General features: G+C 61.2%; 18 protein-coding genes and 2 pseudogenes. 4 read left to right on the forward strand and 16 right to left on the reverse strand.

From position 1 onward, the window contains the following. Window positions 1–4 precede the first annotated feature (4 nt). On the forward strand, window positions 5–1,330 hold the full coding sequence (locus tag ACMGGN_RS08565) for a sigma-54 dependent transcriptional regulator (RefSeq protein WP_046786114.1): 1,326 nt from the start codon (window positions 5–7) through the stop codon (window positions 1,328–1,330). A 51-nt stretch (window positions 1,331–1,381) separates the two neighbouring features. Here ACMGGN_RS08565 and ACMGGN_RS08570 read toward each other — a convergent pair whose 3' ends face one another. The 11 genes and pseudogenes from ACMGGN_RS08570 to ACMGGN_RS08620 form a co-directional block, all read right to left on the reverse strand. Then, a complete protein-coding gene (locus ACMGGN_RS08570) occupies window positions 1,382–3,577 on the reverse strand; it encodes an LTA synthase family protein (RefSeq protein WP_119687078.1) in 2,196 nt (731 codons plus the stop codon). 133 nt (window positions 3,578–3,710) lie between these two features. Then, window positions 3,711–4,991 (reverse strand): transporter, encoded by a 1,281-nt coding sequence (locus tag ACMGGN_RS08575; protein ID WP_115274703.1) that lies wholly within the window; start codon window positions 4,989–4,991, stop codon window positions 3,711–3,713. Between the two features lie 46 nt (window positions 4,992–5,037). After that, complete coding sequence (locus ACMGGN_RS08580; RefSeq protein WP_046786117.1) at window positions 5,038–5,781, reverse strand: hypothetical protein; 744 nt, start codon at window positions 5,779–5,781, stop codon at window positions 5,038–5,040. Between the two features lie 32 nt (window positions 5,782–5,813). Then, window positions 5,814–6,494: a C39 family peptidase gene (locus ACMGGN_RS08585; RefSeq protein WP_046786118.1), complete on the reverse strand. Its 681-nt coding sequence runs from the start codon at window positions 6,492–6,494 to the stop codon at window positions 5,814–5,816. A gap of 67 nt (window positions 6,495–6,561) precedes the next feature. Then, window positions 6,562–8,049 carry a heme utilization protein gene (locus tag ACMGGN_RS08590; protein ID WP_115274705.1) on the reverse strand — a complete coding sequence of 496 codons (1,488 nt, stop codon included), beginning with the start codon at window positions 8,047–8,049 and terminating at the stop codon, window positions 6,562–6,564. Window positions 8,050–8,097: 48 nt separating this feature from the next. After that, entirely contained in the window at window positions 8,098–8,676 is a 579-nt protein-coding gene (locus tag ACMGGN_RS08595) for an adhesin (RefSeq protein WP_115274706.1), read from the reverse strand. Between the two features lies 1 nt (window position 8,677). Then, the gene (locus ACMGGN_RS08600; RefSeq protein ID WP_115274707.1) at window positions 8,678–9,115 is read right to left on the reverse strand and encodes a hypothetical protein; all 438 of its coding nucleotides are present in this window, start codon (window positions 9,113–9,115) and stop codon (window positions 8,678–8,680) included. Window positions 9,116–9,412: 297 nt separating this feature from the next. Beyond that, window positions 9,413–9,964, reverse strand: coding sequence for an AAA family ATPase (locus tag ACMGGN_RS08605; protein WP_251962698.1), 552 nt, complete (start codon window positions 9,962–9,964; stop codon window positions 9,413–9,415). Beyond that, a complete protein-coding gene (pnuC, locus tag ACMGGN_RS08610; protein WP_046786123.1) occupies window positions 9,961–10,539 on the reverse strand; it encodes a nicotinamide riboside transporter PnuC in 579 nt (192 codons plus the stop codon). The genes ACMGGN_RS08605 and pnuC overlap by 4 nt, the downstream gene beginning before the upstream one ends. Window positions 10,540–10,663: 124 nt before the next feature. Next, on the reverse strand, window positions 10,664–11,404 hold the full coding sequence (locus ACMGGN_RS08615) for a methyl-accepting chemotaxis protein (RefSeq protein WP_410003555.1): 741 nt from the start codon (window positions 11,402–11,404) through the stop codon (window positions 10,664–10,666). Between the two features lie 132 nt (window positions 11,405–11,536). After that, a pseudogene (locus ACMGGN_RS08620) lies at window positions 11,537–12,337 on the reverse strand (cache domain-containing protein); the annotation flags it as partial. Between the two features lie 261 nt (window positions 12,338–12,598). On the opposite strand from ACMGGN_RS08620, the gene ACMGGN_RS08625 reads away from it, so the two are divergent. Together ACMGGN_RS08625 and ACMGGN_RS08630 are read left to right on the forward strand one after the other, a co-directional pair. Further along, the gene (locus tag ACMGGN_RS08625) at window positions 12,599–13,429 is read left to right on the forward strand and encodes an undecaprenyl-diphosphate phosphatase (protein ID WP_012314606.1); all 831 of its coding nucleotides are present in this window, start codon (window positions 12,599–12,601) and stop codon (window positions 13,427–13,429) included. A 1-nt stretch (window position 13,430) separates the two neighbouring features. Next, window positions 13,431–13,859 carry a DUF1294 domain-containing protein gene (locus ACMGGN_RS08630; RefSeq protein ID WP_237858516.1) on the forward strand — a complete coding sequence of 143 codons (429 nt, stop codon included), beginning with the start codon at window positions 13,431–13,433 and terminating at the stop codon, window positions 13,857–13,859. 27 nt (window positions 13,860–13,886) lie between these two features. On the opposite strand, the gene ACMGGN_RS08635 is transcribed toward ACMGGN_RS08630, so the two are convergent. Together ACMGGN_RS08635 and ACMGGN_RS08640 are read right to left on the reverse strand one after the other, a co-directional pair. Continuing rightward, on the reverse strand, window positions 13,887–14,231 hold the full coding sequence (locus tag ACMGGN_RS08635) for an MmcQ/YjbR family DNA-binding protein (RefSeq protein ID WP_371316860.1): 345 nt from the start codon (window positions 14,229–14,231) through the stop codon (window positions 13,887–13,889). A 7-nt stretch (window positions 14,232–14,238) separates the two neighbouring features. Beyond that, the gene (locus tag ACMGGN_RS08640; protein WP_046786126.1) at window positions 14,239–15,141 is read right to left on the reverse strand and encodes a LysR substrate-binding domain-containing protein; all 903 of its coding nucleotides are present in this window, start codon (window positions 15,139–15,141) and stop codon (window positions 14,239–14,241) included. A 134-nt stretch (window positions 15,142–15,275) separates the two neighbouring features. Here ACMGGN_RS08640 and ACMGGN_RS08645 point away from each other — a divergent pair, with 134 nt between their 5' ends. Then, window positions 15,276–15,887, forward strand: a complete 612-nt coding sequence (locus tag ACMGGN_RS08645) for an FMN-dependent NADH-azoreductase (RefSeq protein ID WP_115274714.1) — start codon at window positions 15,276–15,278, stop codon at window positions 15,885–15,887. Window positions 15,888–15,947: 60 nt separating this feature from the next. Here ACMGGN_RS08645 and ACMGGN_RS08650 read toward each other — a convergent pair whose 3' ends face one another. The 3 genes and pseudogenes from ACMGGN_RS08650 to ACMGGN_RS08660 all read right to left on the reverse strand — a co-directional run. Continuing rightward, window positions 15,948–17,141, reverse strand: coding sequence for an MFS transporter (locus ACMGGN_RS08650; RefSeq protein WP_046786128.1), 1,194 nt, complete (start codon window positions 17,139–17,141; stop codon window positions 15,948–15,950). Window positions 17,142–17,327: 186 nt separating this feature from the next. Further along, window positions 17,328–18,914 carry an ABC-F family ATPase gene (locus ACMGGN_RS08655; protein ID WP_115274716.1) on the reverse strand — a complete coding sequence of 529 codons (1,587 nt, stop codon included), beginning with the start codon at window positions 18,912–18,914 and terminating at the stop codon, window positions 17,328–17,330. Between the two features lie 20 nt (window positions 18,915–18,934). Continuing rightward, window positions 18,935–19,129: pseudogene (locus ACMGGN_RS08660) on the reverse strand (site-specific integrase); the annotation flags it as partial. Window positions 19,130–19,165: the final 36 nt, after the last annotated feature.

Raw genomic sequence — 19,165 nt, forward strand, 5'->3', positions numbered from 1 at the left:
GGTCATGCACGAAACCGCATCCCTTCGTCGCTTGCTCATCGTCGACCCCTGCGACGATTGCCACCGCCTGTTGCCAGGCCTTGAAAACGCCGGTTGGGATGTTCACAGCTGTAGCCTTGACCTGGCGCTGGAGCACCGTTGCGATATTGGCCTGCTGCGCTTGCAGGATTCGCATTTGCGACACCCGGATGCAGTCAAGGACATGATCAAGCGCAGCAACACCGAATGGATCGCGGTGCTCAACGCCGAACAACTGCGAATTCAGAATGTGGGTGACTTCGTTTGCGAGTGGTTCTTCGACTTCCATACCTTGCCGTTCGATGTGTCTCGGGTTCTGGTGACCTTGGGGCGCGCGTTTGGCATGGCCCGCTTGCGGGGCAAGGGAAGCGTGCCGATCGATGGCCTCAAGGACGAGCTGCTCGGCGACAGCCGGCCGATTCTCGAATTGCGAAAACTGCTGGGCAAGCTGGCCCCAACCGAATCACCCGTGCTGATACGCGGGGAAAGCGGTACAGGCAAGGAACTGGTCGCTCGCACCCTGCATCGGCAGTCGCAGCGCTGCGAAATGCCGTTTATCGCCATCAATTGCGGTGCGATACCCGAGCACCTGATCCAGTCGGAGCTGTTCGGGCATGAGAAGGGCGCTTTTACTGGCGCCCACCAGCGCAAGGTCGGCCGTATCGAAGCAGCCCATGGCGGCACCTTGTTCCTCGACGAAATTGGCGACCTGCCGTTGGAATTACAGGCTAACCTGCTGCGGTTTTTGCAGGAAAAGCACATCGAGCGGGTAGGTGGAAGCCAGCCGATACCGGTCGATGTGCGGGTGCTGGCGGCGACGCACGTGGACCTGGAGCGTGCCATCGAACAAGGCCGCTTTCGCGAAGACCTGTACTACCGGCTCAATGTCTTGCAGGTAGTGACAGCACCTTTGCGAGACCGGCATGGTGACCTGTCGATGCTGGCCAACCATTTTTCCCATTTCTACAGCCTGGAAACAGGCCGCAGGCCGCGCACATTCAGTGACCACGCTTTGGCTGCAATGGGCCGCCATAATTGGCCGGGCAATGTGCGGGAGCTGGCCAACCGGGTGCGTCGGGGGCTGGTGCTGGCAGAAGGGCGACAGATCGAGGCTCAAGACCTTGGCCTGCATGTACTGGAACAGGAAGATCTGCCGTTGGGTACCCTGGAAGACTACAAGCATCGGGCAGAACGTCAGGCCTTGTGTGATGTGCTCAACAGGCACAGCAACAACCTGAGCTTTGCCGCAAAGGTGCTCGGAATATCACGGCCTACGTTCTATCGGCTATTGCACAAGCACCAGATTCGCTGAATTTTTTTGTAGCGGCGCCTACCTTGGGAGGCGCCTCCCACAGAGAGCCGATCAGCTCGACTGAGCGATATGCCCGTCCGAACCCTCTTCGGCCTTCTCCTCTTCGCCTGGCAGCGCCGTGATCACACTGAAATCGCTGACTTCGACTTCCCCTGCGCCATACCCCAGCAGGTGGAACGAAAACGCCTTGCGCTGCGTCGGGTTGTCGAAGCCGAACTCCATCTCCAGCGGCTCGGCGGCAGTCACACGAATTTCGTCAGGCAGCCCCAATGGCACATCCTGCTCCAGTTCCTTGGCCTTGAGTTGAATATAGGCGGCATGCTGTGGATCGAGTGCGCGTACCTTGACCCGTACTCGTGTGCGTGACCCCCCAGGCATCTCCAGGTACTGCGCGCCAATCAGGTTATCGGCCCAGTCATCGCGAATTCGCGCTTGCAACTGGATGGGCGAGGGGCCGCCGAACTGATAGCGCAGGTTGAGCGGCGTCTGCAGCAAGGACTGATCCAGCACGCCGGCCAGCGCGCCGAGTTGAGCACCGAGTCGGCTGTCACCAGCGCCGAGGTACTTGGCCTTTTCGGCAATGAAGCCCTCGCTGGCATAGCGGCGGCAGCGCTGCTGGAAGTCGCATTCGGTGAATACACCCCGGCCATCGTGGTAGCGCAACATGCCGTTGGTGTAGGAAATCATCTCGCGACCCGTATCGTAATCGCGGTAAAGCGAGCGGCCGCCCAAGGCGGCAGGTATTGGCAGGGCGAAATAATCGAGCAAGGACGTTGCCAGATCGATATGGCCATAGGTGCCATGTTTGATATGGGGTAGCTGCGCCTGCTCCGGGGCCAAGGTCAGGTTGAAGCCCCAGGAGGAGGCAAGGCGCACGCCGTCGATACCGTGGGACTCGTCGGAGGTTATTACGACCAGCGTATCTTTAAGCACGCCTTGGCGTTCGAGGTTGTCGAGGAATGCACCGATTGCGTCATCCAGATAAGCCACCGCAGCCTGCTTGGCTGTGTCATGCCGCTCCAGGTATTGAGCGGGCGCCGAGTATGGCTGGTGGGTACCCACGGTCAGCAGGGTAAGCATCCAGGGGCGGTCCTGTTGCCTGAGCTGGCCCACGTAGTCAAGCGCGCCCTCGAAGAACGCGCGGTCATCCTTGCCCCAGGGGAATTGCAGGTAGTTCTCGTTGCTGAACCATTCCAGGCCGTGCACCGAGTCGAAACCGATGTGCGGCATGATGCGGTCCTTGGCCATGAAGCGCAGGCCAGCGCCTTGCAGGTAATGCGTGGTGAAGCCGGCCTGGCGCAGCTGGGCTGGCAGGCAAGCCTGGTTGCGCTGATGCTGGGTGAGCAGTTCCATACCCTTTGGCGTACCGTTGGCCAGCTTGTCGTAATCACCGCAAAGCATCGCATACAGGCCACGAATGGTCTGGTGGGTATGCAATACGTAGTCTGGCGTGTTCATCCCACGCTCTGCCCAGCGGCTGAGGTTGGGCATCAGGTTTTCATCAAAACGGCTGTGCAGGGCCTGACGGTTGGGCCGCACGTAGGCGCCGGGGATGCCTTCGAGGGTGATCACCAGCAGGTTGCGGGCACGCCCGCTTGGCAACTTCTGGCCGTTCAGGTCTGACTGGGTCAGGCCGGCAGTGGGAAGGGGGGTGATCGGTTGCGTTTGCCCGGCCCAGCTCAGTGCCTTGTGCTGCAGCGTACCGACGCCGACGGAAAGGAGCTGATGGGGAAGGTTGTACTGGCGCCACTGATCGGCGTCGGACGGCGCCAGATGCTGAGCGCCCCAGTGCAAACCAAACAACGTCAACGGTATGGCCAGCGCCTTGGGGCCCAGCGGTGCGTCAGGCGTTGTGCGGCTGCGCCAGGCAGAGCGCGCCCAAACCAGCAAGCCAGCGCCCATGACCCACGGCAGCCAGGCATGGGCAAGCCCGCCGTCGGTGGAGTTTTCCATGAACTGTGTATCGAACAGGTAACTCAGGTCGGCACTGGTAGGCAGCCGGCCCACTGCACTGACCAGCTCTGCCGAAGCGACCCACAATGCAGCCCACGCCAGCAGCACGGGCGTGGCCAGCCACCAGGGCCTGCGGTACAACAGCAGCACCAGCAGGCTGCCCAAGGCAAGGTCCGAAAGATAGCCAAGCGGGTTGGACCAACCCAGCAGGGTGCGCGCAGCCAGGGGTATCACTATTACCAGGGTCGCAAGGGCTACGAGCCGGGTATGCGGATGGCCGTGCGGGTTTTTCACGAAAACTTTCCTTGATTGCCGTTAAAACGTCACAAATGTATGGGCAATCATAGCAGGGTGGGGTCATGAAAGCGGCTGACTTAAGGGTTGGTTACCAAAAGCCGGGCCCGCCGGGAGCCCGGTTACAGTGACGTCAGAAGTAGTAAGGGAACTTCAGGCTGAAGGAAAAGTCAGGGGCATCATCGGTCAGGCCGATGGCAAGGTTCGGGACGATGGTCAGGTTGTTGGAGGCCGCGAAGGTCATGCCGATGTTGAAGTTCGCCGCGTTGTAGTCGCTGTTGGTGATTGACTGCCAGTCACCGCCGTCGGGTTTGATCTTGCTCTTGCTCGAGAACTGATCGGTGACCGAGAACGACATGCTCATTTTTTCGTTCAAGGCAAACGCAATACCGCCGCCGATCTGCCAAGAGTCTCCGAGTTTCACGTCACCAGGCACCTTGGTGTTGACCGTGGGGCTGATGTCGCTGAACGAGTCCTCCATGTTGTAGGTGTAGGACAGGCTGGCGAACAGCACGGCCGGGTCGAAGGTCTTGACCAGCGAGATACCGGGCGTGATCGCCCAGACACCGTTGCCGGTCGGCAGGTCCTCAGGGACAGCCAGGTTGTCATTACCGGCAACCGGGATGAGTTTGATGCCATAGGGGTCGTCGCCGGTGGGCGCCTTGATGCGTAATGTGGCGACTGCGTCGGGCCAGTTCTCCGACTCATCCAGGAACTTGTAGGCCACGCCGACGTTGATATCACCGAGGGCGGGGTCGCGGGTAACGGTACCATCGGAGCTGACACCGGCAGCACCCCCCGCACCGCCGGAAGAGTAGGTCGATTCGCGGTAGACAATGGGAACGTTTATGTCGAACTGCCAGCGCTGATCGACGTTGTAGCGTGCCGTCAGGTCCAGCGTCCAGTTGTCTGCCTTGATGCGGTCGATGTTGATGTTGCCGAGGAAGATCGAATCGAGGGCGAGGAAGCCGTTAAGGGTCAAGGCGCGCGTGTCGTAGTGGGTGTAGGTCAGCCCGGTTTCGACACTGAACTTGCCGCCGCCGAAGAAACCGCTGGCTTCGTCGTACAGGTTGGACACACTTTGCGCAGGTTCCGAGTCGTCCTGCAGCGATTGGCCATAGGAACTGCCGGTGGTCCCGGGAGCGCCCGATGCCACGGTCTGCCCACCCTTGACGCCCTCGGCGGGGGACTTTGTCAGGCGTTTGGGCGCTGGCGCTCGCGGCGCCTCCTCCACCTGGCGCAGGCGTTGTTCCAGTACCATCAGTGCATTCTGTTGGGCTTCATAGCGCTCTTTGAGCGCCATCAGTTCCTGTTTGAGAGTTTCGACCTGTGGGTCGGTTGCCGCCTGTAGCAGAGTGGCCGGGGCCAAGGTTGTCAAACAAACGATAGCTCTGAACGTCAACAAACGGTGCATGGGTTAGCCGTCCCTTCTGACTACATACGATGAGACTGAGCGTAGATCAGTATCCGAGATTACGAAGGCCTTTGAGCTGATCAAGGTTTGGGGCCATCGATCCGGCTGTGGGCGCATCACGCAGCACCACATTGAGCGACGTCAGGTTGCTGACGCGGTTGCTGGTGCCGAGCAGGGTAGTGTTCTGCATAAGGCCACCCTGACCCAGGCGCTGCACGGTGTTGCCCTGGTTGTTGCTGGCGATGATGTTCAGCTGCACGCCGCGGCCACTGGAGGTAACGCTCAGCGAGCCTGCGCCATTGGCGCCGACCAGCGTGGTACCTGCGGCCAGGGCCTGGCCTTGGGGTTGTGTCGCTGACGCTTCGTTGGCCTTGGTGACATTGATGTCGACATTGTTATGGGCGGTGTTGTAATCGCCGGCAGCACGCACGACCTGGGTTACGCCTTCAGTGCTGTTCAGGCCACCGCCGCCGGTGACGGTACCGGTGCCGGCGCTGCCCGATTGCGGCCTGCCTGTACCTTTTTCATTGATCATCGACACATAGAACTGCGGCTTGATGGTCGACTGCTGGATCTGCATCGCGGAGGTTGCACCAATCACTTCACCGTTGGCGTTCTGCCAGGTACTGGTCATGACGATGCCAAAGCTGACGATGCGCCCAGGCATAACGTACCGCCCGCGCAGGTTGGCCAGTTCCTGATCCTTCAGCTCGATCGGTTTGAACGTTTCTGCCTGTGTCGGAAGGCTGGCGGCCAGGCAAATGGCGGCCAGCCAGATTGAAGTCTTCATGGGATGCTCCCGGAGCGTCTTGCCCATTGTCATTAGAAGAAATCGCTTTGGATGAAGCCGAAGTCCATCAGCTCGGCGTCCTGCACCGGGGTGAAGTTGCTGACACGGTTCTTGGCGCTCAGCGGCAGCGGCGGATCGAGCAGGATATTGTTCTTGTCGTACCCTTGGCCGATGACGGCGAAGATGATGCCGTTCCAGCCTTTGACGAAGTCATCGATCTTGAAGCGCTTGTGCCCTAGTACCGGGTCGCCGACGTATACCCAGCCTTTATCGACTTTTTGCATCACCACGAAGTGCTTGTAGCCGCGGATGTCCAGCAGCACGACTACCGGTATGCGGATACTGTGCAAGGTGTCCGGGGCTACCCGGTAGCCGCGGGCACGCATGCCCAGGCTTTCCACGTAGCGCTTCATGTCGAGCATCGAGAAGCCTTGGGTGCGGACCAGATCCTGGTCAGCGTGTGCCAGCATCCCCTCGATCACGTGTTGTTCGTCGACGTCAAGCCAGTAGGCCTGGCGCAGGATGGTTGCCAGAGATGCGGCGCCGCAACTGAAGTCGGTTTTCTGCTGTACCAGGTCAGCGAACTTGCGCTCGCGGATGCTCTGGATGGGTTTGTAGATCACCGCGCCACCCGGTAGCACGGACAATGGCATCTGGGCTGCTTCGCTGACACCGGCCATGCTCAGCAACATTGCCAAGGCGATCATGCGCATGTTCGACGCCCCCTGCTTTTTCTTGTTAGAAAGAGGCCCCCCGAAGGGGGCCTCCAGGCCGCAGTTGTTACATCGAGGTGTTGGAGATGGCCAGCGAGTTGCTTTGCTGGTTGCCCACACCTGCTGCCACGTTGACGCCCAGGTTGCCGCTGCCACCATTGACCGAACCACTCAGGGTCGCGGTGTTGGTCACAGGGTTGGCCCAGCCGGTCGGGGTCAGCACTTGGAACGACACGGTGTTGCTCAGCGCAAACTCGCTAGACTCGCTGAAGCTCTTCGAGATGCTGTCCGAAGATTCCGACGCTTTTTCGCCAGCTTTCTCGTAGGCCGAAGCGCTCGCTTTTTCCCATGCCGAATCGTGTGCCTTCTCGTAGGCGGTATCGCGAGACTTGTCATAGGACGAGTCACGGGTACGGTCATACGAAGAGTCATACGCCTTGTCGAAGGACGAGTTGTAGGACTTGTCGAACGACGAGTTGCTGGCCGAGTCATGCGACTTGTCCACCGAGGCGTCAAGCGATGCGTTGAGCGATGCATCGAAGTCGGAGCTGCGAGAACGCTCGAAGCGGCCAAACGTTTCGGAGGAAGAGGCGCTGCCCTCAATGCTGGCATCGAGCGAGGCGTTCAGCGAAGCGCTAGACGAAGAGCTGTGGTCCCGGCTGGCCGAACCACTGGCATCCCAACCGCTGGAGCCGCTGGCAGCCATGCTGTTGGTGCCACTGGCGCTGCTGCTGTTGGAGCCGCTGGCGCTCATGCTGCTAGAGCCGCTGGAGCTGCTGCTCTTCGAACCGCTGGCGCTGCTGCTGTTGGAGCCAGCCACGCTGAAGCTCGAGCTGGAGCTCTTGTCGACGCTCGCATCGAACGAGCCGCTACGCGAGGACGACCCGCTCTTGCTGGTGGTGAAGGTCAACGTATCGACGGTATAGGTACGGTCGGCGCGGTTGTTGACTTCCAGGCCAGGGCCATTCTGATCGGCCGAAGCGGTGGCGGTCGAGTTACCGATACCGGCACTGTTGTTGGCAATGGCCATGGTATTTTTCTGCTGGTTCAGGTCGCCGCCAGCCACGTTGATACCAATGTTGCCGCTGCTGCCATCGGCCGAGCCGCTCATGACCGCAGAGCTTTGGGTCGACCAGTTGTTGACGGTGTTATTGTTGCTGCGCTGGACAACATCGGCGGTTGCGGTGGCTGTGCCGAAGACGAAGCTGTTGTCGATGTCGGCATTGTCGGACGACGTGTTGGCGATGGCCGCGGCGTTGTCCTGCTGGTTGCCGTTACCGGCTGCCACGTTGACGCCCACGTTGCCACTTGCGCCAGTACCGGAGCTGCTCATCTCGGCTTCGTTGATGGTGCCTTCGTTGCGGATGCTGTTGTTAGTGCTTCTCTGAATGTCGGTCGCTTCAGCAGTGGCACTGGTGTACACGGCTTTTGCCGGTGGTGTGTAGTTGTGGTTGTGGCCGTTGCCACGCCTGTCGTTCTGATCCGCTTGTGCAGCAACAGCCATGACCGCAGCAATTGCGAAAACCAGAGGCTTGATTGCCATCGAGGGTTTCATGGTGTTTCTCCGTCTTTTTAGGTTAAGTGTTGTTCTCACCTGTTTGGGTCAGTTCGCGACCCGTACGCTCAGGGTGTTTGCCGTCTGGTTGCCCACCCCGGCGCTCTGATTCAGCTGGATGACCCCGCGACTACCGGTGAATGCCTGGTCACCGGTAGTGACCTGGCGATAGCCGGGTGAGGTATCAGTTGGATCGGAGCTGTTGATCAGCGCCACGTTCTGCTGCAACAGGACGCTGTCATCGATGCTTTGCGGTTGTGTACTGATGCTGATGCGCAGGGCATTGGCCTGCTGGGTGCTGGCGCCTGCGCTCTGGTTGACGCCAAGAGCGCCGCTGCCATGGCTGAAGGCGTCGCCCTGAATGCTGGCGGTGGCTCCCATGTTGGGGTCGACGATCGACTGCTGGCGTTGGCGAATCTGCGTGGTTGCATCTGCCCCGTGGCCCATCGCAAAAGCCCGGGCATTGGCCTGTTGCTGCCGGTCGCCGGCGGCCTGGTTTACGCTGAAGTTGCCTTGGTATTGCGCGCCGGAGCTGTCGATGGTGGCATGGTTGAGCACAGGAACGGGGGATTGGGCGAGGGCCGATGCACTGAACAACACGGCCATGATAGACAGCGTCTGCCTCATCTCATTTGCCTCCGGTAAGGATCTGCAGAGGGGCGAGGCCACGCTGAACACTTGAGTTGACCATGTTGGAAATACCGTTGCCCGAGCCTGTGCCACGGCCTGCTGCCAGGTTCGGTAGCTGGTTCTGGTTGCTGATGTTGCCGCCCAGGTTGTCGGTCTGCTGGGTGATCAGCGAAGAGATTCCCGTGCCACTGGTGATGTTGGCGAAGTCGCCATCGCTCAATTCGTTGCTCTGTTTGAGCACGTATGCGGATGGGTTGGCGTTGGCGGTAGTGGGGTTGGGGTCAGGCGCCAGTGGCGCACGTATCGCCATCCGAGGTTGTACATCGCGGGTGATGACGATGATGCCGTTGTCGGCCTGGACCGGCAGCGCCATGCCTGCCCCCAGTACGCAACCGACAAGCAGGAGGCGGGTAATGCCTTTATCCAGTGTGCTCACGACGGCGATTCCTTCTTCGAGCGCTGGCCTAGTTCAGCGTTGCGAGGAGGAGAGCAGGAGGCGTGCCGCTTTTGGAAAAGGCTTTGAATTCAGTGGTTTGCAGAATCTAGCTGGGAGCGGCTGGAAGTTGTTGTATCAGCGCTGAGACAGATTTGCCGCCGCTCGCCGTTTTGCCCGCTATGCACGTTGCCTGCAGCGCTCTTTTCAACAATGTCTCACCTGCTTGACACTCCCCCCGCAATTGGTGGGGAAGTGCGCAAATACGGGGGTCAACGCCCAGCGTGGTGTATCACCGGTTTAACACTCGGTGGGGCAGTGCGGCGCTGTGCCCAGCAGCAGCTGTTGCACGGCACGTAATGCTGAGGCGCTACGCTGGGGCCAGTGGCCATCAATGATTTGCAGCCTTTGCCGATGGCGTTGCAGCCATTGCAGGCTGTCATCGAAGAATGCCTGGCGGTCAGCCAGGTCGGGCTGGCTGCGCTGGCCATCGGCAACCCAGTCAACCCCTTGCGGACTGAGCAGCAGATGCAGGTCGTAGTGGCGTGCAAGCAATGCCTGTTCAAGCCAGGGTGGGCAATCCTGGAACAGCGCTTGGCTCCAGAGCATATTGCTGAGCAGGTGGGTATCGAGGATCAGCAACGGCGGCGCCATCTCCCGGGCCTGGTCTTCCCAGGCCAACTGGCCGCGGGCGATGGGGGTGATATCGGCGTAGCAGGTGTCGCGGCAGTGCTGGTCGATGAAATGCCGCACGTACTCGCTGACCACCACACCGCCAAAGTGCGCCTGGATTTCGCCGCTAAGCCAGCTTTTGCCGCTGGACTCCGGGCCGCACAGTACCAAGACCTTCATGGTTGCACCTTGCTTGGCTGCAACGCCGGATCACGGCCCCATTCCAGCCAGCCACGCACGGCGATGAGGGTCAGCACGGCGAAGAAGCCCGCCGTGAAATACAGTTGCTGGTGCAGGTACTGGCCAACATAGAACAGGTCGACCACCAACCAAAGTGGCCAGCACTGCAGGCGTTTTTGCGCCATCCACAGTTGCGCGACCAGGCTCAAGCCCGTCAGCGTAGCGTCCAGCCAAGGCAGAGCGGCGTCGGTCCAGTGGGCCATGGCTGCGCCAAGGGCAACGCTGAGCACCAGGCCCGCTGCCAGCCCTGTGAACACAGCCTTCACGGGCAGGCGCGACACTGCGCGTGCGTCCTCTACCCGGTCTGGTCGTTTCCATTGCCACCAGCCGTACAACTGCAAACCGGCGTAGGCCAGTTGCAGCAGCATCCCTGAGTACAGCTTCACCTCAAAGAACAGCCAGCCATAAATGAGCACCATCACCAGGCCGATAGGCCAGCACCAGGCGTTTTGTTTGACGGTGAGCCAGACGGCAGTGACGCCAAGCACGGCGGCGATGAGTTCGAGGCCGGACATCGGCGATCCTTGGAGAGGGTAAGGGGCGCGATTGTAGCGTGTGGGCGCAGGAAGGAGTAGAAGGCCAGCAGCACGTGCTGGCGCATGCCAGTGGGAACCGACGGGCCGGCTCCCACGAGTGTCCTCATACCCGGAACTGGCGCAGCAGTTGCTCCAACTCTTCGCTCAGGCGCCCCAGCGCCACGCCGGCATCACTGGACTGGCGCGCTGCATCGGCGGTCTGTTGCGACAACCCGGCGGTGTCCAGCACATTGCGATTGATCTCCTCAACCACATGCGACTGCTGCAAGGTCGCGCTGGCAATGGTGGCATTGAGCACGGTGAGGTTGTGCAGCGCCTGGCTGATGGCGTCCAGGCTGGAGCCGGCCTCCCGGGCTTGCTCGACTGTCTGGCGCGAAGCTTCGCTGCTGGTGTCGATGGCCTTGACCGCGGCGTCCGATTGACCTTGCAGGTGCTCGATCATGGTGTGTATCTCTGCCGTCGATTGCGCGCTGCGCTGGGCCAGCAGCCGCACCTCATCAGCCACCACCGCGAAGCCACGGCCCTGCTCGCCGGCGCGGGCCGCTTCGATGGCCGCATTGAGGGCCAGCAGGTTGGTCTGTTCGGCGATCGAGCGTATCACCTCCAGCACCCCGCCGATCTTCGTGCTGTGCCCGGCGAGGTCACGGATCACTTGTACCGCCTGCTCGATAGTTGCCGAAAGCCGGTCGATCTGCTGCAGGCTGCCATGGATCGCTTGCTGCCCGTGCTCCACCTGCTGCTGCGCTGCGCGCATTTCGCCTGCAGCCTGCTCCGCGGTCTTGGCCACGTCCTGCACCGCGTAGGTCACCTCGTTGACCGCTGTTGCCACCTGGTCCATCTGCATCGATTGCTGTGCGCTGCGTTGTTGCGCGGCACCGGCATTGTCACCGACATGCCCGGCGGACTGCGCCAACGAGTGCGCCGCGCCCTGCAGTTGGCCGACCACACGCTGCAACTTGCCGTTGAAACGGTTGAAGTGCTCGCCCAAGTGGGTGATTTCGTCACGGCCATGGGTATCCAGGCGTCGGGTCAGGTCGCTTTCGCCGCTGGCGATGTTGCCCATCGCCTGTACCGCTTCCTGCAACGGGCGCGCGATGCTGCGGGCGATGAGCATGACCACCAGAGCCATCAGCAGGGCGATACCCAGGCCCACCAGCGAGGCATGGCGCAACTGGCGGGCGAATTCAGCCTGCACATCATCGATGTACACGCCAGAGCCGATGATCCAGCCCCATGGCTTGAACAGCTGAATATAAGAAGTCTTGGCCACCGGTTCGCTGGCACCAGGCTTGGGCCAGCGGTAATTGACCGGGCCTGCGCCCTGGCTGCGGGCGAGGGCAGCCATTTCGTTGAATACGGCGAAACCGTCAGGATCGCGAATGGCGGAGAGGTCCTGGCCATCGAGCTTGGGGTTGGCCGGGTGCATGATCATTTTCGGCGCCAGGTCGTTGATCCAGAAGTAGTCGTTCTGGTCGTAGCGCAGCGCGCGCACCACCTGCAGGGCTTGTTGCTGGGCCGCATCGCGGCTGAGCGTGCCTGCGGCCTCCAGGCCTTGGTAATACGCCAGCACGCCCGCAGCGGTCTGCACCACATGGCGGGTTTTTTCCGCCTTGGCCTGGTACAGGTCGCCATGGATCTGACGCAGCATCAGCAGGCCGAGCATCACCAGCATTGCCACTGCAACCAGCAGTATCAGCCACAAACGGCGGCTGATCGACATTGACCTCAAGGTCTTCATGAACGGCACTCCCGCATTGTTCTTTTTATGAAGGTGCATCCAAGCATGCTTTGGCGCTTGGCCAAACCCGACTAATGGCTAAGTGCTAGTTAATGGCTGTGATGCCGCATGCCGGGCAAGCCTTTGCAAAGCCGCTCTGCTAGGATTTCGGCCGCGCGAGATGAAACCTTTAGGCCACGTGAACTTTTCTACTGGCACGGGTCCCAACTGACGCTGTAAAAAGGCCGCGCCGCATGCGGCAATCACAAGCAAATCAAGAACAAGGGGCCTGCAAGCAGCAGCGCTCCAACCGGGGGAATGATGGATTTTTGGACTGCCTTTCAGGCAATCATCTTGGGCGTGGTCGAAGGACTGACAGAATTTTTGCCGATCTCCAGTACCGGTCACCAGATCATCGTTGCTGACCTGATCGGCTTTGGTGGCGAACGGGCCATGGCCTTCAACATCATCATTCAGTTGGCGGCCATCCTGGCGGTGGTATGGGAGTTTCGGCGCAAGATCCTCGATGTGGTGTTCGGGCTGAAAAGCCAGCCGGCGGCGCGGCGTTTCACCGCCAACCTGCTGCTGGCGTTCATGCCGGCGGTGGTGCTGGGGGTGCTGTTCGCCGACCTGATCCATGAATATCTGTTCAACCCGATCACCGTGGCGACGGCGCTGGTGATCGGCGGTGTGATCATGCTCTGGGCCGAGCGCCGCACCCACAGCGTGGCGGTCGACCACGTCGATGACATGCGCTGGTCGCATGCCTTGAAGATCGGGTTCGTGCAGTGTCTGGCGATGATCCCGGGCACCTCGCGCTCCGGCTCGACCATCATCGGCGGCCTGCTGTTCGGCCTGTCGCGCAAGGCAGCCACCGAGTTCTCGTTTTTCCTGGCAATGCCGACCATGGTCGGTGCGGCAGTGTACTCGGGTTACAAATACCGTGACCTGTTCCAGCCGAGCGATCTGCCAGTGTTCGCGATTGGCTTCGTGACTTCGTTCATCTTCGCCATGATCGCAGTGCGCGGCCTGCTCAAGTTCATCGCCAACCACAGTTATGCGGCCTTCGCCTGGTACCGCATAGCCTTCGGTTTGCTGATCCTGGCCACCTGGCAGTTCGGCTGGGTCGACTGGTCGACGGCGCACGGCTGATATGGCTCGGACACAAACGGCAGAACGGCATGCTGCGCGCAAGGTAGAGGGCGTACGCAATGTACGCCTCAAGCTGCTGATGCTTGGGGTGCTGTGCCTGCTGCCGCTGGCGGGCGCGGCGCAGATGGCCTGGAGCGGGCAGTCATGGCTGCCGTTGGCGATTTATCCCGCTGTAAGCCTGGTTACAGTTCTGCTGTATTGGCAGGATAAGCAGCAGGCCCGTACCCAGGCCTGGCGCACGCCAGAGAAGGTACTGCATGCCAGTGAGCTACTGGGTGGCTGGCCAGGTGCGCTGATCGCCCAGCAGCTTTACCGGCACAAGACCCGCAAGGCTTCATACCAGATAGTGTTCTGGGCGATTGTATTGCTGCACCAGGTGTTCTGGGTTGATCACCTGTTTCTGGGTGGGCATGTACTGTCTCTGGGGTGATGGCCTCTTACTGCCCTTCGCGGGCCCTCACATCAGCAGGCCCACCTGCAAGCGCTTCGCCAGCCGCCGCACCACCAACTGGTGCGAGCGCTGCAGCAGGTCACACAATTCTTCCCGGCCCATGGGGTAGGGCGGCGCCATGCTGATCCACCGCGCCCGTGCCAGATACGGTGCCGGGCGCACGCCTGGCCTGTCGCAGTAGCCCAGAAACAGCTCATCGGCCACCTTGAACGACAAGCCAGCCCCCGCCAGGTCGAGTACTGCGAACATCTTGTTACCGGCAACCGAAAATACCCGGATTCCGCCCCACTTGTAGTCTTCCCGTGCGCCGGGCAGCGCCAGGCAGAACGCCGCCACCTGTTCCTCGGTCATGGTCTGTCTAGACATAACGGTCTCCACACGCTTCGAACGATGCTGCCAGATGATCAATCCATACCCGTACTGCAGGCAGCAACCCACGCCGATGCGGGTAAACCGCCTGCAGATAGCCCCCCGGCAGCGACCAGTCCGGCAGCAGCCGCACCAGCTCGCCGCGTTCGAGTTCATGCTCGCAGAACATGCTCGGCAACGCAGTAAATCCCAGCCCGGCACGTACGGCGGCATTGCGCACCACAAAATCATCGATGGCCAACCGTGGCTCCAGGGCGATTTCCTGTTGGCGACCATTGGGCCCCAGCAGGCGCAAATGCACCAGCCTGTCTGCTTCAGCAGCGCCCAGTACCGGTAAGGAGGCCAGCTCGGACGGCTCACGGACATGATCGGCAAAGCCGGGCGCGGCCACCAGTTGCATCTGCGCCTGGCGCAGCCGGCGCGTGACCAGCGCCGGGTCTTCGTCGCCCAGCTCTCGCACGCGCAGGGCAACGTCGATGCCTTCGGAAATCAGGTCGACACGGCGATTGAGCAACACCATGTCCAGTTGCACCTGGGGGTACAGCTCCAGAAATCGGCTGATGACGTCCGGCAGGAACGCATGGGCCAACGCTACCGGGCAGGACACCCGCAAGCGCCCCCGCGGCTCGCTGCTCATGCTGGCCACCGCCTCGTCAGCGGCCTCGGCTTCCAGCAGCATGGCCTGGCAATGGTGCAGATAGCGTTCACCCACCGCGGTGAGCTTCAGTTGGCGCGTGGTGCGCTGCAGCAACCGCGTGCCCAACCGCTCTTCCAGTTCGGCGATGCGCCGCGACAGACGCGACTTGGGGATGCCCAGCTGGCGCCCGGCGGCGGCGAAGCCACCGGCTTCGACTACGCGAACGAAGTAGAAGAGATCGTTGAGGTCTTGCATGAGGGCTGTCTCACTGTTCTATCTGTGGGACAAACTAACGCATTTTTGCTGGCTTTTCAGCTATTCGACGGTCCGGTAGGATTCTCTCCATCGTGATCGCCCAATGCTGCGGTCTTCATTCACAGGAGAGTCCCATGAAACTGTTGCACATCGATTCGAGCATCCTGGGCGACAATTCCGCCTCGCGCCAACTGAGCCGTGAAGTGGTCCAGGCCTGGAAAGCCGCTGACCCGAGCATCGAAGTGGTCTATCGTGACCTCGCCGCCGACGCCATTGCCCACTTCTCTGCTGCCACCCTGGTTGCAGCCGGCACGCCGGAAGACGTTCGCGATGCAGCCCTTGCCTTCGAAGCCAAGCTCAGCGCCGAAACGCTGGACGAGTTTCTTGCCGCCGACGCCGTGGTGATTGGTGCGCCGATGTACAACTTCACTGTACCGACCCAGCTCAAGGCCTGGATCGACCGCGTTGCAGTGGCCGGCAAGACCTTCCGCTACACCGAGGCAGGCCCTGAAGGCCTGTGCGGTGACAAGAAAGTAGTACTGGTTTCCACCGCTGGCGGCCTGCACGCTGGCCAGCCGACCGGCGCGGGCCACGAAGACTTCCTCAAGGTGTTCCTGGGCTTCATCGGCATCACCGACCTGGAGATCGTTCGCGCCCACGGCCTGGCCTATGGCCCGGAGCACCGCAGCAAAGCCATCGATGCTGCTCAGGCGCAGATTGCCAGTGAGCTGTTCGCCACGGCATGAACAACTTGTATTAAACGAACGGCTGTCGCTTGCGCGGCGGCCGTTTTTCATGGGTAACGCTCAGCCGCGATGGCTGCGCCGCGCCAGCAACAACGTCAGGCCAACCCCGCTAAGGGCCAGCAGGGCCGCGACGCAGAATATCGACGCATAGCCAAGGTGTGCCGCCACTGCGCCCATGACCGGGCCGGCGATGGCCAATGCCATGTCGAAGAACACCGCATAGGCCCCCAGCCCGGCACCCCGGCTGCTGCTGGGCACCTGCTTGATGGCTTCAACGCCCAAGGCTGGGTACACCAGCGACAGGCCGAAACCGGTGAGGCCGGCCCCCACCAGCGCCCAGAGCGGGGAGGGCGCAAGCCACAACAGGCTCAGGCCGAGCACTTCTGTGGCCATGCAGGCAACCGCCACGTTGTAACCGCCAAAGCGGTTGACGGCGTTGACGAACAACAGCCGCGAAATGATGAAACACACACCGAAGGCACTCAGGCACAAAGCGGCGCCTGCCCATCCACGTTCCAGATAATAAAGCGTGACGAAGGTGGTCAGGGTGCCATAGCCGATCGAAGCCAGGGTCAGCCCAAGGCCGCAAGGCGCCACACGGCTGAACGCAGACCAGAACGGCAGGCGCTCACCGCGCACCACCACCACGTCCGGGCGTTTGCGCAGCACCAGCATTGCCAGGGCGGCGAGCAGTATCAAGGCTGGGCCGAGCACGCTGAAATTCAGGCTATCGACTGCGAGCACGCCAACGGGGGCCCCGATGGCGATGGCACCATATGACGCGATGCCGTTCCAGGATATGACCCTGGCTGTATGTTCAGGCCCCACCTGGCTGATACCCCAGCTAAGGGTGGCAACGCCAATCAGGCCCTGTGCAAGCCCGAGCAGCACGCGCCCGCCAAGCAGCAGCGCAAGGCTCAGCAAGGGCGCATTCAAGGTCCAGGCCGAGGCCAGCGTCAATATTCCACAGGCCGCGATGCCCAGCAAACCGTAGCGGATCGCTTGCTTGCCGCCCAGCGTATCGGCCACACGGCCTGCGAAAGGCCGGCTGAGCAGGGTAGCCAGGTACTGCAGGCCGATGGTTACCCCGGCAATCACCGCACCGAAGCCCAGTTGGTCGTGTACATAGCTGGGCAGCACCGCGATCGGCAGGCCGATGCAGAGGAACGCGATGAAGGTGTAGAAAACGATCGAGAGGATCTGCAGGGTGATGGAGGCGTTGCTGCTGGCGGGGGCGGGCTGTGGCGCGGTCATTGGCTCGTTCGCGGGCGGGCGGTGGGCGTGGCCCCATCATGGCCGTTGCGCGAAGGAAATGAAAGCAGGCTAACGAGTTATTCAAAGGGAAACAGCTCCACAGTTACTGCGTAGTACCTGTGGAGCGTGGTCGCCATATAAAGAGGTCGGCCTGGTCACCTCAAAGGGCCAGGCCGGCTAGCGACTTCAGACCAGCACGCCCTGGCTGCGCAGGTAGTCGTCATAGGTGCCGCTGAAGTCCACCACACCGTCCGGCGACAGTTCGATGATGCGGGTCGCCAACGACGACACGAATTCGCGGTCATGGCTGACGAACAGCAAAGTGCCTGGGTAGTTTTCCAGCGCCAGGTTCAGCGCCTCGATCGACTCCATGTCCAGGTGGTTGGTCGGTTCGTCCATTACCAGCACGTTCGGCTTCTGCAGGATCAGCTTGCCGAACAGCATGCGGCCCTGTTCACCACCGGAAATCACCTTGACCGACTTGAGGATCTCGTCGTTGGAGAACAGCATGCGCCCCAGGGTGCCGCGGATGATCTGCTCACCCGAGGTCCACTGGCCCATCCAGTCGAACAGGGTCATGTCGTCTTCGAAATCGTGCGCATGGTCCTGAGCGTAGTAGCCCACTTCGGCGCTGTCGGTCCACTTCACCGAGCCTGCATCCGGCGTCATCTCGCCGACCAGGGTGCGCAGCAGGGTGGTCTTGCCGATACCGTTGGGGCCGATGATCGCTACGCGCTCGCCGGCTTCGACAGTGATGTCGAAATTCTTGAACAGCACCTTGTCGTCGAAAGCCTTGGCCATTTTTTCCACGACCACCGCCTGGCGGTGCAGCTTCTTGGTCTGCTCGAAACGGATGAACGGGCTGACCCGGCTCGAAGGCTTGACCTCGGCCAGCTGGATCTTGTCGATCTGCTTGGCACGCGAGGTTGCCTGCTTGGCTTTGGAGGCGTTGGCCGAGAAGCGGCTGACAAAGGTCTGCAGTTCAGCGATCTGGGCTTTTTTCTTGGCGTTGTCCGACAGCAACTGCTCGCGCGACTGGGTGGCCGCGGTCATGTACTCGTCGTAGTTGCCCGGGAACAGGCGCAGCTCACCGTAGTCCAGGTCGGCCATGTGAGTGCACACGCTGTTCAGGAAGTGCCGGTCGTGGGAAATGATGATCATGGTGCTGTTACGCGCCGTCAGAATCGTTTCCAGCCAGCGGATGGTGTTGATGTCCAGGTGGTTGGTCGGTTCGTCGAGCAGCAGCACGTCCGGGTCGGAGAACAGCGCCTGGGCCAGCAGCACGCGCAGTTTCCAGCCCGGGGCCACTTCACTCATCGGGCCAAAGTGCTGTTCCAGCGGAATACCCAGGCCCAGCAGCAGTTCACCGGCGCGCGATTCGGCGGTGTAGCCGTCCATTTCGGCGAATTCGGTTTCCAGCTCGGCGACGGCCATGCCGTCTTCCTCGGTCATTTCCGGCAGCGAGTAGATACGGTCACGCTCGGCCTTGACCTTCCACAGCTGGGCGTGGCCCATGATCACCGTGTCGATAACGGTGAATTCCTCGTAGGCGAACTGGTCCTGACGCAGCTTGCCCAGGCGGGTGTTCGGCTCGAGCATGACCTGACCACCGGAAGGCTCCAGGTCGCCGCCGAGGATCTTCATGAAGGTCGACTTGCCACAACCGTTGGCGCCGATCAGGCCATAGCGGTTGCCGTTGTTGAATTTGACCGAGACGTTTTCGAACAGGGGCTTGGAGCCGAACTGCATGGTGATGTTAGCGGTGGAGATCAAGGAGCTTACCTATCAATAACTTACGTGGCTTCTTCGCAGCTGCGGACCAATTTTGGACCAATCTGGAGCGTTTCCCGCTCCTGCCAGTCGTTGGACGAGTTAATCCAGCGCGCATAAGTCGATGAGAGCATCTGCACGCCATGCCCGAGCTGTTGGGCGATAAATGTGGGGTTGAGACCAGACATTGAGCGTATTGTCGCATAGGTGCGGCGGCATTGGCGCATCGCGGGCGCCGTTTTATTCATCGCGGT

The sequence above is a fragment of the Pseudomonas sp. BNK-30 genome, assembly GCF_047456185.1.
In the GTDB taxonomy this organism is placed as follows: domain Bacteria; phylum Pseudomonadota; class Gammaproteobacteria; order Pseudomonadales; family Pseudomonadaceae; genus Aquipseudomonas; species Aquipseudomonas putida_E.

What these genes read in the sequence shown, in the direction of transcription:
- ACMGGN_RS08595 (WP_115274706.1), bottom strand. Translation starts at nt 8,676, where the DNA reads ATGAGGCAGACGCTGTCTATCATGGCCGTGTTGTTCAGTGCATCGGCC.
- ACMGGN_RS08645 (WP_115274714.1), top strand. Translation starts at nt 15,276, where the DNA reads ATGAAACTGTTGCACATCGATTCGAGCATCCTGGGCGACAATTCCGCC.
- ACMGGN_RS08615 (WP_410003555.1), bottom strand. Translation starts at nt 11,404, where the DNA reads ATGCAGATGGACCAGGTGGCAACAGCGGTCAACGAGGTGACCTACGCG.
- pnuC (WP_046786123.1), bottom strand. Translation starts at nt 10,539, where the DNA reads ATGTCCGGCCTCGAACTCATCGCCGCCGTGCTTGGCGTCACTGCCGTC.
- ACMGGN_RS08635 (WP_371316860.1), bottom strand. Translation starts at nt 14,231, where the DNA reads ATGACCGAGGAACAGGTGGCGGCGTTCTGCCTGGCGCTGCCCGGCGCA.
- ACMGGN_RS08585 (WP_046786118.1), bottom strand. Translation starts at nt 6,494, where the DNA reads ATGCGCATGATCGCCTTGGCAATGTTGCTGAGCATGGCCGGTGTCAGC.
- ACMGGN_RS08575 (WP_115274703.1), bottom strand. Translation starts at nt 4,991, where the DNA reads ATGCACCGTTTGTTGACGTTCAGAGCTATCGTTTGTTTGACAACCTTG.
- ACMGGN_RS08630 (WP_237858516.1), top strand. Translation starts at nt 13,431, where the DNA reads ATGGCTCGGACACAAACGGCAGAACGGCATGCTGCGCGCAAGGTAGAG.
- ACMGGN_RS08625 (WP_012314606.1), top strand. Translation starts at nt 12,599, where the DNA reads ATGGATTTTTGGACTGCCTTTCAGGCAATCATCTTGGGCGTGGTCGAA.
- ACMGGN_RS08650 (WP_046786128.1), bottom strand. Translation starts at nt 17,141, where the DNA reads ATGACCGCGCCACAGCCCGCCCCCGCCAGCAGCAACGCCTCCATCACC.
- ACMGGN_RS08640 (WP_046786126.1), bottom strand. Translation starts at nt 15,141, where the DNA reads ATGCAAGACCTCAACGATCTCTTCTACTTCGTTCGCGTAGTCGAAGCC.
- ACMGGN_RS08605 (WP_251962698.1), bottom strand. Translation starts at nt 9,964, where the DNA reads ATGAAGGTCTTGGTACTGTGCGGCCCGGAGTCCAGCGGCAAAAGCTGG.
- ACMGGN_RS08565 (WP_046786114.1), top strand. Translation starts at nt 5, where the DNA reads ATGCACGAAACCGCATCCCTTCGTCGCTTGCTCATCGTCGACCCCTGC.
- ACMGGN_RS08590 (WP_115274705.1), bottom strand. Translation starts at nt 8,049, where the DNA reads ATGAAACCCTCGATGGCAATCAAGCCTCTGGTTTTCGCAATTGCTGCG.
- ACMGGN_RS08580 (WP_046786117.1), bottom strand. Translation starts at nt 5,781, where the DNA reads ATGAAGACTTCAATCTGGCTGGCCGCCATTTGCCTGGCCGCCAGCCTT.